Genomic DNA, 17,889 nt, shown 5'->3' with positions numbered 1-17,889 from the left:
TAAATTTTCATTCAAGATTAAGAAATTTTAATTGACAATCATCATAGATAACCCATTTGGCTTGGGTAACCAACTAAAAAATATCGTATCTGGGCTTAAATTGGCAGACCAAATTGAGGATTTTGTTATGCTAATAAATCCTCATAGTCATATTTTTTCAATTAATAATACTTTTAGCCCTAAAAATAAAGATACTCATTTAAGCACGTGGATTTTAGCTGCCCACGAACCAGCGGATAAATTTAATAAACTTAAAATTTACCGGGAATTTTTGAATGCCGATAATGGTAATTTTTGGTATCTAAGCAGTAACATAGATTACCAATTTGAAAATATTAAGGATGAGGTAATTTTTCAATTTAAAAAATACTTCAAAAAAATTATATTTAATCCAACAATTTTAGAGTTAGTAAATCAATTCATAAAAAATCATCCAAAATTTATTGGCGTTCATATTAGAACTTGGCATGATAATACATGGCGAAACCAGCATTTTCATGATTTAAATTTGTTCAAAAAAATCATGGATAAGTTTCCTGGCCATCATTTTTACGTCTCTAGTGATGATATTTCGGTCGTGAATGCCCTCAGCTTATCCTATCCTGGAAGGATACTATCTGCCCCAAAATATCACACCAAAACCCACACATCAAGTACAACTAGTGTTCGAGTAGGTATTGAAGCTGCAGTCGATTTATTAATCCTGTCTAAGTCCCAAGAGATTATCGGCTCTTACGAGAGTACTTTTACAGAATGTGCCTGGTGGCTCGCAGATGTAATTCCTTCTACACCTTGGTGGCACGGCATGGGAAGGCCACCACCTATCCATATCCCCGTACCTCCTGTGATTATTAATCATTCCGATCCACGGCCCTTAATTAAAAATGATGCTAGATCTGTTCGGCTAGAGGCTGGCGGGCTAAACGGATCTAGAGTTTTTAATTTACTAAAAAAAGATAACCCCATAATTATCGAGATTGGCTCAAATAATGGTGAAACTACAGAAAATTTTCTTAGATTTATGCCTAATGCGAAAATCTTTTGTTTTGAACCTGATCCAAGGGCAATTAAAAAATTTAAGGAAAGAATTAATCATCCAAACGTTAAATTATTCGAATGTGCCATCGGCAGAGTCAATGGACCAATAACTTTCTACCAGTCTTCAGGATATGATGAAAATGCAGATTGGGACCAATCAGGGTCAATCAGAATACCAAAAGCCCATTTACAAATTTATCCTTGGGTTAAGTTTGATTCTCAAATAAAAGTTCAAATGGTTCGTTTGGACGATTGGCTCACTGAATATAATATTGAATATATTGATTTAATTTGGGCAGACATTCAAGGCGCGGAATCAGATATGATTATAAGTGGTCCTGAGGCCTTAAAAAGAACACATTTTCTTTACACTGAATATAGTAACCACGAGTGTTATGAGGGGCAGGCATCTCTTAAAGAAATTGACGAACTGCTTCCAGAATTTATGACATCTAGATTATTTAATGACGATGTTCTTTTTGAAAATCTCAATTTTGTAAATAAAGAGTATTCAAAGTTTTAAACCCCTTTTACTTTCCTACGCCACGCATGCAGCAGAGGCTCAGTGTAACCATTAGGCTGCTCGAGTCCTTTAAAGATCAAGTCACTTGCTGCCTGAAAAGCGAATGAGTCTTTGTAATTGGGCATCATTGGTTTGTAGAGGGGATCACCTGCATTTTGCATATCAACAATGCTAGCCATCCGTTGCAAAGCTTCATTAACATCATTTATAGTCACAATTTTGTGCAGCAGCCAATTGGCAATATGTTGACTAGAGATACGTAATGTAGCGCGATCCTCCATCAATCCAACGTTGTAAATATCAGGCACCTTGGAACAGCCAACACCTTGATCAATCCAACGAACAACATAACCTAAAATACCTTGGCAATTATTATTAAGCGCCTCGCGAATCTCTTCTTTAGTCCAATCTGGATAGAGCGCAATTGGCACAGTCAATAAATCATCCATTAACGATTCATACTCGGCTGCAGTATCTTTTTTCTCCATGTCTTCTTGAATTTTCGCCACGTTGACTTGGTGATAGTGCATGGCATGCAAGGTCGCAGCTGTAGGTGATGGCACCCAGGCCGTATTGGCGCCCGATTGAGGGTGGGCGATTTTTTGCTCCACCATTTCTCGCATGAGATCTGGTGCAGGCCACATGCCTTTACCAATCTGTGCGCGACCCCGTAAACCACAATCTAAGCCGGCCAATACATTGCGGCGCTCATACGCATTGAACCATTTGCCGACCTTCATCTTGCCTTTACGGACCATGGCACCGCCATACATACCAGTATGAATTTCATCGCCAGTACGATCTAAAAAGCCAGTGTTAATAAAAGCAACGCGTGCACCAGCTGCCGCAATGGCAGCTTTAATATTGACGCTCATGCGCCGCTCTTCATCCATGATGCCTAATTTGACGGTGTTCTCTGGCAAGCCAAGCAATTTCTCAACACGGCTAAAGAGCTCGCTAGCAAATGCAACTTCTTCAGGACTGTGCATTTTAGGCTTAACAATGTATACAGAACCTTTACGGGTATTGCCAATCGCTTGTGCTGCTGGGCGATTAATATCATATAAAGCAATTAATACGGTCACGACTGCATCTAAGATGCCTTCGTAAACTTCCTTACCTTCACTAGTAATGATGGCAGGATTTGTCATCAGGTGACCAACGTTACGCAGGAATAATAGTGATCGGCCATGTAAGGTCACCAAGCCATCTTTTGCATTTACTGCGCCAATACCGGCTTTGTATTGACGATCTGGATTGAGGCGGCGGGTAAAAGTTTTGCCACCCTTACTCACCTCTTCAACTAAGGTCCCTTTGAGAATACCTAACCAGTTCTCATAAGCGAGTACTTTGTCATCGGCGTCAACAACCGCTACTGAATCTTCCAAATCCAGAATGGTAGAGAGCGCAGCTTCTAGTACGACATCATTTACACCAGCTAAATCACTAGCACCGATGGTTTTCGTCTTATCAATTTCAATATCAATATGAATACCATTATTGCGTAGTAAAACAGATGAAGGTGCGGCAGGATCACCTTGGTAGCCCACAAACTGTTTTTCATCAAGCAAGCCAGTAGTGCTACCATCTTTTAACTTTACCGCCAGTTTATTGGCTACCACGGTATAAGCCACCACATCGCTATATGAAGCTTTAAGCAAAGGTGCAGCCTGATCTAAAAACTGCCGCGCATAGGCTACAACCTTAGCGCCACGAATTGGATTGAACGCTCCGCCTTTGGTAGCACCATCCTCTTCAGACAAAACATCTGTACCGTAGAGCGCGTCATACAAAGAGCCCCAACGAGCATTAGCTGCATTTAAAGCATAGCGCGCATTGAGCACAGGAACAACCAACTGGGGGCCCGCTTGGAGAGCAAGCTCATCATCGACGTTCTGGGTAGAAGCCACTACATTGGCTGGTATCTCATCTATATAGCCAATTTCTTTTAGATACTGGCGATACGCAGGCATATCTTTGATTGGGCCTGGATGAGTTTGGTGCCATTTATCTAAATCACGCTGGATTCGATCACGCTTGGCTAGCAATGCGTCATTAATTGGGGTTAAGTCTTTAACAATTGCGGCAAAGCCCTTCCAGAAGTCAGCACTTTTAATCTGCAGACCTGGTAACACTTTATCCTCAATAAAACGGTAAAGCGAATCGGCAACCTGCAAGCCAAAACAGTTAATACGTACAGTCATGATAAAAACCTTTAAATAAATCTCACAATAAAAATAGCCTATAAATTACACATTACCGCTTAATGCGTCGCTTCAAAAGGATGGTGCACCAAAATGGTTTCATCGCGCTCTGGCCCAGTCGACACCATGGCAATGGGTTTGCCAACGACCTCTTCAATACGACGCAAAAAGTGTTGTGCCTGAATTGGTAGGCGGTCCCAATTTTGAATACCAACAGTACTATCTTGCCAACCTGGAAAATCTTCATAAATCGGTTCACATAAAGCTACTGCCTCTGCACCCCGCGGCAATACATCGAGCTCTTTGCCCTCCAAACGATAACCCACACATAAGCGGACCTGCTCAAGGCCATCGAGCACATCTAATTTAGTGATACATAGTCCAGTTAGCCCATTAATCTGAATTGAGCGCTTTAATGCGGCCGCATCAAGCCAACCCGTGCGACGCGGACGGCCTGTTACTGAGCCAAACTCTTTGCCCACTTCAGCTAAGCGGATGCCAACTGGGTCTTGCTTCGCAGGATTATCGAAATCATAAAGCTCACTAGGAAATGGGCCAGCGCCCACTCGGGTGCAATAGGCTTTGGTAATACCCAAGATATATTGCAAAGAATCGGGGCCTACTCCAGAACCCGCGGCTGCATTCCCCGCCACACAGTTACTCGAAGTTACATAAGGGTAGGTTCCGTGGTCAATATCGAGCAGCGTACCCTGAGCACCCTCAAATAATAAATTTTGCCCAGCTTGTTCGACTGCATATAAAGCACTAGAAACGTCGGTAACCATCGGCTTAAGGCGCGCTGCATAACTCATGGCCTCAGCTAAAGTAGCTTCATAATCAACGGGGCTCGCTCCGTAGTAATTGGTTAAAACAAAATTGTGATATTCCAAATTTTCACGCAATTGCGCGGCAAATTTTTCGGGATAAAACAAATCTTGCACACGCAAAGCACGGCGGGCTACTTTATCTTCATATGCGGGGCCAATGCCACGTCCGGTAGTGCCAATTTTCGCTGCCCCCCGTTTTTTCTCGCGGGCGTTATCAATTGCGACGTGATACGGCAAAATTAACGTCGCTGCTTCAGAAATACGCAGGCGATCGCAGACATTTAATCCGGCGGCTTCGAGCTCACCAATTTCTTTAAAGAGTGCTTCAGGCGATAGCACAACACCATTACCGATATAACAAATGACCTGCGGATGCATGATTCCCGAAGGAATTAAACGCAAAATGGTTTTTTTATTACCGATAATTAAAGTATGTCCCGCATTATGGCCACCTTGAAAGCGCACGACGCCAGCAGCATGATCAGTTAACCAATCGACTACCTTGCCTTTGCCTTCATCACCCCATTGAGTGCCTATTACCACCACATTTCGGCCGCGTTTGGCTGACCTGGGTTGGCCAGGGTTTTGCTTACTTTGCTGCTGAGACATATTCAATCCAAATTTGATCAAGACGGGCTATTTTACCGACCTTAATGGGCTTACCACCCAGTTTTTACCTTGCTGAACCAATTCTCGATCACACTGGAATTGGGAACTTAAAAATTCCTCCCCCACCTTGATCTGAATCACCACTTCGCCAGCCTCCCGTAATTGGGAAATTTGGGCCAATAAAGCCGCATCAGAAAGCCAGGGTGCACGTATTGCCGGCCGCAGAGCGGATGCCTTAGAAAGATTTGCTAAGGTCAACAAATCGAGTGAAAACCCAGTTGCGGGGCGCGCGCGCCCAAAAGCAGCTCCAACCTGATCATAGCGACCACCCCGCGCAATGGGCTGAGCTAAGTCAGCAATATAAGCCGCAAACGTCACCCCAGTGTGGTATTGATAACCGCGTAAATCTGCTAAATCAATACTCATTTCGGTAGTAGGCGCGAGCTCAGTCATTGACGCGAGCAACGCTTCTAATTGCAATAAAGATTCCTGTACTTGAAGATTATTTGGCAAAGCAAATTCACCTTTGCGGGCCTTTTTTAAAACCTCGCTACTCGGTCCATTTAAATGCGTTAGTGCTAGCAAGGCTTTAGCACAATCGGTGGGCACGGCTTGCGACCAGGCCACCAAACTGGGGCGATCTTTACTTTGCAATAAGCCATATACAGTTTGCATATCTGCAGGCGTTAGCGTTACGCCCTCTAACACGCCAGCCAATACTCCGGCATGCGATAAATCGAGATAGACCTGCTCTTGCCCAGCCAAACGCAGGGTTTGCAATAAAAGTGAAATCGCTTCAGAATCCGCATCCAAACTAGCGCAACCATAAATTTCCGCGCCCAATTGCACCTCTTCGCGCGACGCACTAGTAATGCTGGCGCGGGCATGGACAACCGAGCCCGCATAACATAGGCGGGTTACGCCATCTCGATTTAATAAATGCGCATCGATCCGAGCAACTTGGGGTGTCATATCAGCCCGCAAGCCTAAGGTACGCCCTGAGAGCTGATCAACTAACTTAAAGGTTTGTAAATTAAGGTCCGCACCAGTACCCGTTAACAAAGAATCGAGAAACTCGATTAAGGGTGGGGTCACCAACTCATAGCCATAAGATTGATATAAATCGAGCAAGCGGCGACGCAAAGCCTCTACTTTGGCAGCCTCAGCTGGCAAAATATCAGCAATATCTTCAGGTAATAACCAACGGTTCATGCCTAATATTATGGCTCAACTATGCTTGACGATGGGCGATGCTGGGGAATCTCGCAGAACTCTGAGTCTGCGGCCTTTTAGGCCCCAAAGAGCGGGTCGTCTTATTGGCTCTTTTTATGCAAAAACTTGAAGAACTCACCACTGGGTTCAACCACCATCAAGTCTTTCTTATCTTTGAAAGAGCTGCGGTATGCCTCCAAACTGCGATAAAACTGAGCAAATTGGGAATCCCGCCCAAACGCTTCGGCATATAAGGCGGTCGCCTTCGCATCGCCAGCGCCTTTAATTTTTTGCGCATCCCGATACGACTCAGCCAAAATAACATCGCGCTGGCGCTCGGCATCGGCACGAATTTTATCCGACTCAGCTGCGCCCGTAGAGCGCAATTCATTAGCTACGCGTTTGCGTTCTGCTTCCATGCGTCGATACACTGAATCGCTAATTTCAGCCAATAAGTCGACGCGCTTTAAACGCACATCAACAATTTCAACACCAATATCGGCAGAATCATCGGCTACTTTCTTACGAATTCCCTGCATCACTTGTTCGCGCTGCTCAGAAATAAGTTCACGTACGGTACGTTTCGTAAACTCTTCATTCAAAGCTGAACGAACTAGCTGATTTAATCGATCGACCGCTAAACTTTCATCACCTCTAAAACTCACAAAAAACTTACGCGGATCAACAATGCGCCACTTCACATAAGAATCAACCAAGAGATTTTTCTTTTCGGAGGTAATGAAACGCTCAGCTTCAGGATTATCGATCGTTAAAATGCGGCGATCGAAAAAGCGCACATTCTCAAATGGGGCAGGAAACTTAAATTGCAAACCAGGGTCTTGAATTACCCGCACAATTTGACCAAAGGAAAATACCACTGCAAACTGCCGTTGGTCAACAATAAAAATACTGGAAGCCAATAAATAAATAATGGCAATGAGTCCAATTAAAGCAGCAAGTACGCGATTCATATTCATTAGCGGGCATCCCGATCGCGGCTGCGTAAGCCATCGCGTTTATCAACCGAACTATTACTGCCGCCCGTTGCCGCAGAGCCAGACGCAGGCTGTGCTGGTGAAACCGTGACCGAGCCCGTAGCTGGCAAACTAGGTACTCCAGTAGAGCTACCAACCGAACCCGAACCCATGCTGCTATTGGGTGCTGCCGCAGCCGCTTGGGCACTTTCAGCACTCACTTGCGCGGCAATTTTATCGAGGGGCAAATACAAGAGGCTATTACTCTTAGTGGTATCGACCAAAATTTTGGTTACATTGCTATAGACTTCCTTCATCGTGTCGATATACATCCGATCACGCGTGACTTGAGGTGCTTTTGCATATTCCGTCAAAATTTGTTTAAAGCGGGTGGCATCACCATCAGCAGTTGCAATGACTCGTGCTTTATAGCCTTCAGCCTCTTGCAGTAAACGTGCGCCAGTACCTTTAGCGCGCGGAATAATATCGTTTGCGTATGCTTGACCTTCGCTCTTCAAACGCTCAGCATCTTGACTGGCTTTGACGGCATCATCAAATGCGGCCTGAACTTGTTCGGGGGGTTGCACATTTTGCACTGTCACGCTCGTAATATAAATACCGGTTTTATAACTATCTAAGATTTTTTGAATTGAGATAGCTAAGTCAATGGCAATTTTTTCACGCCCCTCATAAAGCACGGTATCCATTTTGCTGCGGCCCACAATTTCCCGAATTGCCGTCTCAGCAGCCTGTGTTACCGCAATATCCGGATTACGATTATTAAATAAATAATCTGTCGGATTTTTTAAACGATATTGCACGGCGAATTTCACATCAATAATGTTTTCATCTTCGGTCAACATCGATGCATCTTTTAAGTTAGTTGACTTAATTAAGACTGGACGCCCTACTTCAACCGAACGAACGCCCGATAAATTTACAATTTCTTGCGCCTGAATGGGCCAAGGCATACGCCAGTTAATGCCAGGCCCAGCGGTGTAACTGTATTTACCAAAGGTGAGAATCACACCCGCCTGACCTTCTTGAATAATAAAGAAACCACTTAATAACCAAAACAAGACCGCACCAGCTGCAATAAAGCCAAAGCTTGCCTTACTGGAAAAGGGATTCGTAAAATTAAAATTAAATGGTGCTTGGTTTTTACCGCCACCGCCATTATTCGAGGGCTTATTAAATGGCGCTTTATTTGGCGATGAATTGCCAGAATTATTTGTAGTACTTTTGGGGCCTTTTTTACCGCCAAAAAAATTATTCAGGCGATTATTGAAATCGCGCCAGAGCTCATCCAGATCGGGCGGCCCATCGGTGGGTCGCTCAGGTGGCTTGGATGGTGGTTGTGGGCTGACTGTGGGTATATTTTCTGGGCTATTTCCTGGAGCTCCCTCAACGACTGGCGGCTTAGTTTCGCCTGCAGGCGTACCTTCGCCATTGCCAGAGTCTTTAGCATCATTACTGTTGCTACTATTGCCCCAGCCTGGGTCTTTTACTGAAAAAAGTGCAAGCAGTTTATGCATTATGTGGCGAATAGCTACGGGAAGGGAGGGGATTAAATTCGGCAGAGTCAGGTCGATCGGTTAAGGGAGCTAATAAATCAGTGGCGTTAGTGTGATTTTTGGCTCGGTCATCTTGAGCCCTAATTCTATCAGCCAATTGGGCATGTTCGCCTAAAGCACTACGGAGTAAGTCAAGGCCCAAGCCAGCCTGCGCTGAAAGGAAAATTTGGTTGGGTAAGCCATTATTATCCCTCTTGACAATAGGCCCATGGGCAAAGGTTTCAGGCATTAAATCAATTTTATTCATGATTTCTAGGCGCGGAATGTCAGTAGCCCCAATATCTTGCAAAACCCGCTCAACTTCAGCCCGTTGTTCGCGTGAAACTAAGCTAGCTGCATCAATCACATGCAAAATTAAATCGGCATGAATCGTTTCATCTAGGGTTGCTTGAAAAGCTTCTACCAATTGATGGGGCAAGTCGCGAATAAACCCCACCGTATCGGACACTACAATCGACCCCGTCTCAGGCAGATGCACTTTGCGTGAAGTGGTATCGAGGGTGGCAAACAATTGATCGGCCGCATAGGCACCAGCCTTTGTTAAAGCATTAAAGAGCGTTGATTTACCCGCATTGGTATAGCCCACCAACGACACTGAGAAAACTTCTTTGCGACTGCGTGAGCGGCGTTGAGTTCGTTGTTGCCGCTGTAACTTCGCCAATTCAAGCTCAAGTCGCTTAGCGCGTGTAGCCAACATGCGCCGATCTAACTCCATTTGGGTTTCACCTGGACCGCCCCGTAAGCCAATACCACCCTTTTGCCGCTCTAAGTGACTCCAAGCCCGCACTAAACACGACATGCGATAACGCACATGGGCTAACTCAACTTGGGTTTTACCCACATGACTTTGCACCCGTTGGGCAAAGATATCTAAAATTAACCCGGTTCGATCGAGCACATGGCGCCCCAAGTGGCGCTCTAAATTGCGTTGCTGACTAGGCGATAAAGGATGATTAAAAATCGCCAACTCCGCTTCTTGCTCTTCAAGAATGTGCTTCAGTTCGTTAGCTTTACCAGACCCAATAAATAAAGCAGGATCAGTTTTGCCGCGGCGCCCAATGACATTAGCCACTGGCAATGTTCCTGCGCTTTCCACCAATAAAGCAAGTTCTGCCATGCTTTCGGGAAAATCAGCTAAGCCAGTATCAACGCCGACTAGCACCGCTCGCACAGCGTCAATACTAGTTTTATGCAGAGGGCTCTTCCTCATCTAGGCGAAAAGTCACTGCGCGGGCAGGAACGATAGTAGAAACAGCATGTTTGTACACCATTTGCGTCACCGTATTGCGCAGCAAAATCACATACTGATCAAATGAATCAATATTGCCTTGCAATTTAATGCCATTCACGAGATAAATCGAAACAGGCACATGCTCTTTACGCAAAGCATTGAGAAAAGGGTCTTGCAACATCTGACTTTTATTATTATTCATACCGCTCCTTTAAGCACTAATGGGAGTCTTGATTTTTTCAAACTCAAAACAGAATCTTATTATCGCTTCTTCTTTTTGTCATCATCAACGTAAGGGTTACGATTGGTGCGTAATTCAATACGCATCGGTGTCCCACGGAGACCAAAAACCGCCCTAAACCGCCCTTCTAGAAAGCGTTTATAGCTATCTGTAACGCCAGAAAGGCCAGTGCCATGAATAATCACAATTGGCGGATTCATGCCCCCTTGGTGTGCATAACGCATTTTCGGACGCCCCATCCCCACCCGTTTGGGCTGCTGATGTTCAATAGCCTCAATCAAAATTCGCGTTAAACGCGGGGTGGGCATCTTCGTCGTGGCCGCTTTATACGCAGCATCAACATCTTTGAACAGTTCTTTTAGACCAAAGCCCTTGCGCGCTGAAATCGTATGAACATTGGCAAAATCGAGAAAGCGCAGTTTTTGCGCAATCTCTAAACGGCAACGCTCTTTCACATAAGCGTCGACGCCATCCCATTTGTTTACTGCCACCACTAAGGCTCGCCCGGCTTCAACAATAAACCCAGCAATATGGGCATCTTGCTCAGAAATATCTTGTTGAGCATCCAGCATCAAAATCACCACATTGGCGTCGGCAATGGCTTGCAAGGTTTTCACGACTGAAAATTTTTCAATCGCTTCAAACACTTTACCGCGACGCCGCAAGCCAGCGGTGTCAATCAAAATATAGGGGCGACCAGCACGTTCAAAGGGTACTTCAATGGCATCGCGGGTTGTGCCAGGTTGATCAAAAGCAATCACCCGCTCTTCGCCAATCAGTTTATTTATTAATGTCGACTTACCTACATTAGGACGACCCACCACAGCAATCTTGAGCGGTTTATCTGCACCCAGCACCTCAGCCTCATCATCCTCTTCAGGCACACCCAAGTCATCCAACGCATCCTCAATTAAGCTGCGCACGCCTTCACCATGAGCTGAGGAAATCGGCATGGGATCACCCAGACCTAACTCATGGAAGTCAGCGGTAACAACGCCCGCTGACATACCCTCGGTTTTATTTACTGCCAAAACAATCGGCCGTCCTGTTTTACGTAAGAAATCGGCAATGACACGATCTTGGGGGGCCAAACCTAAGCGCCCATCAACCAAGAAAATCACCACATCCGATTCCGCTACTGCTTGTTTAGTTTGCTTGGCCATTTCCGCGACGATGCCAGTTTTCGCTACAGGCTCAAAGCCACCGGTATCAATGCAAATGAAACCGCGACTACCTAGGCGTCCATTGCCATAATGTCGATCACGGGTTAAGCCAGAAAAATCAGCCACAATTGCATCGCGTGAGCGCGTTAAGCGGTTAAACAAAGTCGATTTACCTACATTAGGCCGACCAACAATTGCAATGACAGGTTTCATGGGACAAGTTTCATAAAGTAAACTTTATTTAGGTTGATAGGCAACTAATTTACCGCCTTGAGACTGCACTAGAACTAGGCCACCGGCGACCACCGGGGCCGACGCAATGGGTGAGGTATCGTGCCGAATGCGCGCCACAATCTCGCCATTCGCCTGTGAGATAGCGTGTAAATAACCTTCAGCGTCACCAAATAACAGCACTCGCCCGATGGCGGTAGGCTCACCTAAGTCACGCCAATTGAGCTTGCTCGTTTCCCAAACCTGCGTTCCGTCTGCGCTCTTAAAAGCCGCTACTTGCGATTTTTCATTGCTTGCAAAAACCAGTTCAGGGCCCTGCGCAGTACCGGTGTAACTCGAAAAATCCTTAGACCAAATTAAATTTCCCGTGCGTACCATGCTACAACCGATCTTGCCTTGATACGATACGGCGCATAATTTATCACCTTCCAAGCTTGGCTTGGCGGATACATCATTTAAACGCTCAATTTCAGAAAATCCTTTTGGAAAAGAAACCGATGTTTCCCAAATCAGGGCCCCATTATTTACCCCAATCATGCCGAAGCGGCCACTCGATAGGCCTGTCACAATTACTTCATTATTAACAAGCAGCATGCCATAACCTACACGCAATGACAGTACCGACTGTTGGCGCTGATAAAACCAACGGCGCTTCCCTGTGAGTACGTCTAAGCCCATAAAACGATTATCGAGCGTGCGAATCACTACGGTGCCAGCGGCCACTATGGGCTCAGTTAATACTTCACTGCCAACTGAAACTGACCACATATTTTTTCCGGCTTCATCAAAGGCATAAACCATCCCCTTAGCTGAAACCGCCACTGTCGTTTTGCCATCCGACCCTGGGCCTACAGCTAGCCTATCGGGCACGCTCACTTCCCAAATCGTTTTACCAGTTTGTAAATCTAGTCTTACTAATTTGCCACTAGCAGAAGCAGCATAGACTGAATTGCCAGCTACCATCGGATCAAAATAATAGGGTTCGGACGAGCCAACATTCGCTGCCCAAATTTCTTTCATTTCAAATTGATTAGTCACTGCCGTCAGATCGTTAGGCTTGCGAGTTCGCGAAGAGCCCGAGCATGCCAGCATTGAACATACTAGCAAAGCGAGTAAAGCAAATAAAGCCCTACGCATTAACCACCACCTACAGCATCCAGTTTTACCTTTAATAAGCGGCGGCTTTCATCGGGCAATTCTTTTGCTTGCAGCATCATTTTCCACGCGGTTTGATAATTCGTGCGCGCCTCAGCTATTTTTTGTTGTGATAAATACCAATCGCCACGCCGCTCTATCCATAAAGCCTCAAAGCCACTAACTGGTTTTTCTTTTAATAGTTGGTCGGCTTCAATTATCGCCGCATCACCGCCCTGTTCAATTAATTGGGCTACCAAGCGCATTTTGGCTACCCCTGCATATGCAGAATCGGTTGCTTTAGTACTTGTCCAGCGTAAATAGCTTAGCGCCTTTGCCGTATCGCCTGCATCTGCAGCAACTTTTGCGCCAACTAAACCCGACATGGCCGCATAACTTGTACGTCCAAATTGATTTTGTAAATCGTCTACTGCGCGAAAGATTTGTTCTTTATCACCTTTGGCCACCGCACTCAACATGGTGCCGTACAGTTTTGAGGCCTCCATTGCTTGATTATTTTTCCACCATTGCCAACCACTATAGCCCGCATAAGCTAATAAAATAGCAGTTAATAAGCCAGTCAATAACTTGCCATACTTTTTCCAAAAGTCTTTAAAGTTATCTAAATGTTCTTGTTCTTCTAGGTCCAGTGGCATAACAATCCGTAAGGTAAACGTAAATTAAATAAATGAGTAAAGTGGGATCAAGGGCAGGCTATTTTATTCCGAAGCGGAAACTAAGGCTTCAATCATGGCATCCAAGACCTGATTTAGCGGAACTGCATATTGTTTACCCAACCCGCGTAAGTCTTTAATTTGGGCTTCACCGCGCGCCAATTCATCAGGGCCAATAATTACAGCAAAGGCGGCACCACTCGCATCGGCTTTTTTCATTTGGGATTTAAAGCTTGCCGCTTGGCCATCGGGGGCACAAAATAAAACAACATCCATGCCAGCACTGCGCAATTGTTCAGCAGCAATAAAAGCGGCCGTTAAGGTTTCACCACCCTGATGTAAAACATACACATCACACACTGCCTCGGCTTCGGGGACTGATCCTGAGATGGCCATTAGTTCAAGCACGCGCTCAATGCCCATCGCCCAACCACAAGCGGGTGCCGCTTTACCCCCCATTCGTTCAACCAAAGGATCGTAACGCCCACCCCCAGCAATAGTGCCTTGCGCCCCAAGTTCAGTAGTGACCCATTCAAACACGGTGAGGTTGTAATAATCTAAGCCGCGTACTAACCGCGGATTAATTTTGCAGGGAATATTCTGGGCTTTTAATAAAGCCTGTACCGCAGCAAAGTGTTGTAGCGATTCTGCGCCAAGAAAATCGAGTAAACGTGGCGCTTGTTCAAGCAGTTCTTGCATTGCTGGATTTTTAGAGTCTAAAATTCGCAGGGGATTAGTCAGTAAACGACGCTGCGAATCTGCGTCTAAGGCTGCAGCATTTGCCGTGAAATACTCGACTAAAGCTTCACGGTGTGCAGCGCGCTCAGCAGCTTGGCCCAAAGAATTTATTTCAAGATGTACGCCCCGTAAACCTAACTCATCCCAGAGTCGTTGCCCCATGACGATAATTTCAACATCGATGTCAGGACCCGCAAAACCTAAGGCTTCAACCCCAAATTGATGAAACTGTCGATAGCGCCCACGCTGCGGACGCTCGTGGCGAAACATGGGTCCCATATAGCATAGGCGTTTAGGTCCGTCGTACAGTAAATTATGTTCAATGACCGCACGCACAACTGCGGCGGTTCCTTCAGGTCGCAAAGTGAGTTGCTCTCCATTCAGGCGATCTTCAAAGGAATACATCTCTTTTTCTACAATGTCGGTAACCACGCCAATACCGCGCTGAAAAACTTCAGTAGCCTCAACAATCGGGGTGTTTATTAACTCATAACCGTAAGCGCGGGTTAAATCGTGCAATATTTTTTCTAAATGTAGCCACTGCTTTGCCTCAGTAGGCAAACGGTCATTCATACCCCGCACGCCCGCTAGTTTTTGAATTTTTTGCGCACTCATTTTACGTATTTAGCTTGCCGAGCTACCATAGTGTGACTTCACATAGTCTTCTACAATCACCTGAAACTCTTCGGCAATACCGGTACCACGTAAGGTTTTCACTTTGACACCATCAACAAATACTGGTGCCGCAGGGGCTTCCCCAGTGCCAGGCAACGAAATACCGATATTGGCATGCTTGCTTTCACCGGGCCCATTCACAATACAACCCATCACCGCCACATTCATATTTTCAACTCCTGGATGCGATTTTTTCCAGACTGGCATTTGTTGGCGCAAGTAAGATTGAATTTGGGCTGCTAATTCTTGAAAAGTCGTACTGGTCGTACGCCCACAACCAGGACAGGCAATGACCATAGGCGTGAAATTCCGTAAGCCCATGGTTTGTAAAATTTCCTGAGCCACGATCACTTCATTTTCGCGCGGTGCACCAGGGTCAGGTGTCAGTGAAACCCGAATGGTATCGCCAATCCCTTCTTGCAACAAAATGCCTAAAGCCGCGGTCGAAGCCACAATCCCTTTACTACCCATGCCTGCCTCGGTTAAACCTAAATGCAAAGGATAATTGCAGCGGCGGGCTAAATCGCGATACACCGCAACTAAATCTTGTACACCACTCACCTTGCACGACAACATAATTTGATTTGGGCTCATACCTAATTCCACTGCCTTAGTGGCCGATTGCAAGGCTGACTGAATTAAAGCTTCAATCATCACTGCTTGCGCTGTTTTAGGCTCAGCAAGCATTGCATTTTCATCCATGATCTGGGCTAACAGCGCTTGATCTAAGCTACCCCAATTCACGCCAATCCGAATTGGCTTGTGATAACGGCAAGCGACTTCAATCATTTGGGCAAATTGCGGATCGCGTTTAGCACCCTTACCCACATTACCCGGATTAATGCGGTACTTTGATAACGCCTCTGCACAGGCTGGAAAATCGTTTAGCAAAGTGTGGCCGTTGTAGTGAAAATCACCAATCAGCGGGGTAAAAATACCCATCGCATCTAATTTTTCGCGCACGTAAGGCACGGCTGCGGCAGCCTCAGGCGTATTGACCGTAATACGCACTAATTCAGAACCGGCACGCGCCAATTCTTTTACTTGAATCGCGGTACCAAGTGCATCAACCGTATCGGTATTGGTCATTGACTGCACGCGCACTGGTGCATCTCCGCCCACGGTAACATGTACATCTTGCCAAGATACGGTTGCCTGCAAAGAACTGCGCCGCGGCGCAGGGCCGAGGGGCAGACAAGCAGAATCAGGAGTAGTACGCATATCCATCCTGTTAATAATTAACGTTCCAACCATTGCACAGTTTGCTCGCCCAGTGCTGCATCAACCGTGCGCTCACGAACTTTAGTGCGGTCAATAATATCGCCTGCGAGCTGTCCGCAAGCTGCTGCAATGTCATCACCACGGGTTTTGCGCACCGTCGCAATCATGCCCGCTTCTTGCAAGATATTACTAAAGGCAAAAATCCGTTGCGGCGAAGAGCGAGTTAAGCCCGACTCAGGAAAAGGATTAAACGGAATTAAATTGATTTTGCAACGAATGCCTTTTAGTAATTGCACCAACTCTCGTGCCTGCGCATCTTGATCATTGACTTCATTAAGCATGCAATATTCGAAGGTAATAAAGTCGCGCGGTGCATAAGGTAAATAGCGCTCACAAGCGGCTAGCAATTCTTTCAGGGGATATTTTTTATTCAGCGGCACTAGCTGATCGCGTAAGGCATCATTCGGCGCATGCAAAGACACGGCTAAAGCCACTGGGCAATCCTGTGCCAAGCGATCCATCATTGGCACTACCCCCGAAGTTGAGAGGGTCACTCGACGGCGCGATAAACCATATGCGTGATCATCTAACATTAAACGTAAGGCCGGCAAGACGTTATCGTAATTGAGGAGGGGCTCACCCATACCCATGAAGACTACGTTTGATACCACTCTACCCTCGTGAACATAACCTGGAGTGGGATATTCTTCAATGCGTTTAATGGCGTTAGGGTCGGCGCGCAAATGATGCTCAGCAAACCAAAGCTGGCCAATCATTTCACCCGTGGTTAAATTCCGCGAAAAACCTTGATATCCAGTTGCACAAAAAGAACAATTCACCGCGCAACCTGCCTGCGAAGAAATACATAAGGTACCGCGATCATCCTCAGGAATAAACACCATTTCTACGGCATTACTGCCGCCCACATCTAGCAACCATTTACGGGTGCCATCCGTCGCTAGCGCTTCATTTAAAACAGGTAGCGCACAAACTTCGGCCTGCTCGCTTAGAGTCTGGCGAAACCCCTTGGCTAAATCGCTCATGAGAGCAATATTGCCAACGCCGCGTTGATGCACCCAATTCAGCAATTGTTTTGCCCGAAATGGCTTTTCATGCAGACCCACAATGTACGCCTTCATTGCCTCGGCGTCTAAATCTAAGAGATTGATGCGGGGTGAATTCACATTAACGATTAAAAATAGTCATGCCAGGAAAAAAGAAGGCAATTTCTACCGCAGCAGTTTCAGGGGCATCAGAGCCATGTACTGAATTAGCATCAATACTGTCAGCAAAGTCGGCGCGAATCGTACCCTTATCAGCTTTCTTTGGATCAGTCGCGCCCATTAACTCACGATTCTTTGCAATGGCGTTTTCACCTTGCAATACTTGAATCATCACCGGACCAGAAATCATGAACTTGACTAAGTCGTTAAAGAAAGGCCGCTCTTTATGCACAGCATAAAACTGCTCAGCTTCCGATTGCGATAAGTGCGCCATTTTCGAGGCCACTATTTTGAGCTTAGCCGCTTCAAAACGCGCGTAGATTTGCCCGATGACGTTTTTAGCTACTGCGTCGGGTTTAATAATAGATAAAGTGCGTTCCATTGCCATGCATAACTC

General features: G+C 45.9%; 15 protein-coding genes. 1 reads left to right on the top strand and 14 read right to left on the bottom strand.

Annotation, left to right across the window (positions count from 1 at the left end; all coding sequences use genetic code 11):
- Positions 1 to 31: 31 nt before the first annotated feature.
- A complete protein-coding gene (locus tag LZG75_RS06930) occupies positions 32 to 1,561 on the top strand; it encodes an FkbM family methyltransferase (RefSeq protein WP_233936630.1) in 1,530 nt (509 codons plus the stop codon).
- On the opposite strand, the gene LZG75_RS06925 is transcribed toward LZG75_RS06930, so the two are convergent.
- The 14 genes from LZG75_RS06925 to ndk all read right to left on the bottom strand — a co-directional run bounded on the left by LZG75_RS06925 (position 1,558) and on the right by ndk (position 17,880).
- On the bottom strand, positions 1,558 to 3,765 hold the full coding sequence (locus LZG75_RS06925; protein ID WP_233936629.1) for a malate synthase G: 2,208 nt from the start codon (positions 3,763 to 3,765) through the stop codon (positions 1,558 to 1,560). The two genes, LZG75_RS06930 and LZG75_RS06925, sit on opposite strands and share 4 nt — an antisense overlap.
- A gap of 59 nt (positions 3,766 to 3,824) precedes the next feature.
- Complete coding sequence (locus LZG75_RS06920; protein WP_233923694.1) at positions 3,825 to 5,201, bottom strand: adenylosuccinate synthase; 1,377 nt, start codon at positions 5,199 to 5,201, stop codon at positions 3,825 to 3,827.
- Positions 5,202 to 5,228: 27 nt separating this feature from the next.
- Entirely contained in the window at positions 5,229 to 6,413 is a 1,185-nt protein-coding gene (locus tag LZG75_RS06915; RefSeq protein ID WP_233936628.1) for an ATP phosphoribosyltransferase regulatory subunit, read from the bottom strand.
- 101 nt (positions 6,414 to 6,514) lie between these two features.
- On the bottom strand, positions 6,515 to 7,384 hold the full coding sequence (hflC, locus tag LZG75_RS06910; RefSeq protein WP_233923741.1) for a protease modulator HflC: 870 nt from the start codon (positions 7,382 to 7,384) through the stop codon (positions 6,515 to 6,517).
- A gap of 5 nt (positions 7,385 to 7,389) precedes the next feature.
- A complete protein-coding gene (gene hflK / locus LZG75_RS06905; protein WP_255698819.1) occupies positions 7,390 to 8,922 on the bottom strand; it encodes an FtsH protease activity modulator HflK in 1,533 nt (510 codons plus the stop codon).
- The gene (gene hflX / locus LZG75_RS06900) at positions 8,915 to 10,171 is read right to left on the bottom strand and encodes a GTPase HflX (protein ID WP_233936627.1); all 1,257 of its coding nucleotides are present in this window, start codon (positions 10,169 to 10,171) and stop codon (positions 8,915 to 8,917) included. Before hflX ends, hflK begins: the two co-directional genes overlap by 8 nt.
- Positions 10,149 to 10,394, bottom strand: a complete 246-nt coding sequence (hfq, locus tag LZG75_RS06895) for an RNA chaperone Hfq (RefSeq protein ID WP_233923697.1) — start codon at positions 10,392 to 10,394, stop codon at positions 10,149 to 10,151. The genes hflX and hfq overlap by 23 nt, the downstream gene beginning before the upstream one ends.
- A 59-nt stretch (positions 10,395 to 10,453) precedes the next feature.
- Complete coding sequence (der, locus tag LZG75_RS06890; RefSeq protein ID WP_233936626.1) at positions 10,454 to 11,809, bottom strand: ribosome biogenesis GTPase Der; 1,356 nt, start codon at positions 11,807 to 11,809, stop codon at positions 10,454 to 10,456.
- 24 nt (positions 11,810 to 11,833) lie between these two features.
- On the bottom strand, positions 11,834 to 12,964 hold the full coding sequence (gene bamB, locus LZG75_RS06885; protein WP_233923699.1) for an outer membrane protein assembly factor BamB: 1,131 nt from the start codon (positions 12,962 to 12,964) through the stop codon (positions 11,834 to 11,836).
- Positions 12,964 to 13,617 carry a tetratricopeptide repeat protein gene (locus LZG75_RS06880; RefSeq protein ID WP_233936625.1) on the bottom strand — a complete coding sequence of 218 codons (654 nt, stop codon included), beginning with the start codon at positions 13,615 to 13,617 and terminating at the stop codon, positions 12,964 to 12,966. Before LZG75_RS06880 ends, bamB begins: the two co-directional genes overlap by 1 nt.
- 63 nt (positions 13,618 to 13,680) lie before the next feature.
- Positions 13,681 to 14,988, bottom strand: coding sequence for a histidine--tRNA ligase (gene hisS, locus LZG75_RS06875; RefSeq protein ID WP_233936624.1), 1,308 nt, complete (start codon positions 14,986 to 14,988; stop codon positions 13,681 to 13,683).
- Between the two features lie 9 nt (positions 14,989 to 14,997).
- Positions 14,998 to 16,275 carry a flavodoxin-dependent (E)-4-hydroxy-3-methylbut-2-enyl-diphosphate synthase gene (gene ispG / locus LZG75_RS06870; protein ID WP_233923702.1) on the bottom strand — a complete coding sequence of 426 codons (1,278 nt, stop codon included), beginning with the start codon at positions 16,273 to 16,275 and terminating at the stop codon, positions 14,998 to 15,000.
- An 11-nt stretch (positions 16,276 to 16,286) separates the two neighbouring features.
- Positions 16,287 to 17,453: a 23S rRNA (adenine(2503)-C(2))-methyltransferase RlmN gene (gene rlmN / locus LZG75_RS06865; protein WP_370634794.1), complete on the bottom strand. Its 1,167-nt coding sequence runs from the start codon at positions 17,451 to 17,453 to the stop codon at positions 16,287 to 16,289.
- A gap of 1 nt (position 17,454) precedes the next feature.
- Positions 17,455 to 17,880 (bottom strand): nucleoside-diphosphate kinase, encoded by a 426-nt coding sequence (gene ndk, locus LZG75_RS06860; RefSeq protein ID WP_233923703.1) that lies wholly within the window; start codon positions 17,878 to 17,880, stop codon positions 17,455 to 17,457.
- Between the last annotated feature and the right edge of the window lie 9 nt (positions 17,881 to 17,889).

The organism is Polynucleobacter sp. IMCC30063, from assembly GCF_021395235.1.
Lineage (GTDB): Bacteria > Pseudomonadota > Gammaproteobacteria > Burkholderiales > Burkholderiaceae > Polynucleobacter.
Note: the sequence above shows the minus strand (reverse complement) of the source record. Positions and strands in the feature narration are given on the sequence as shown.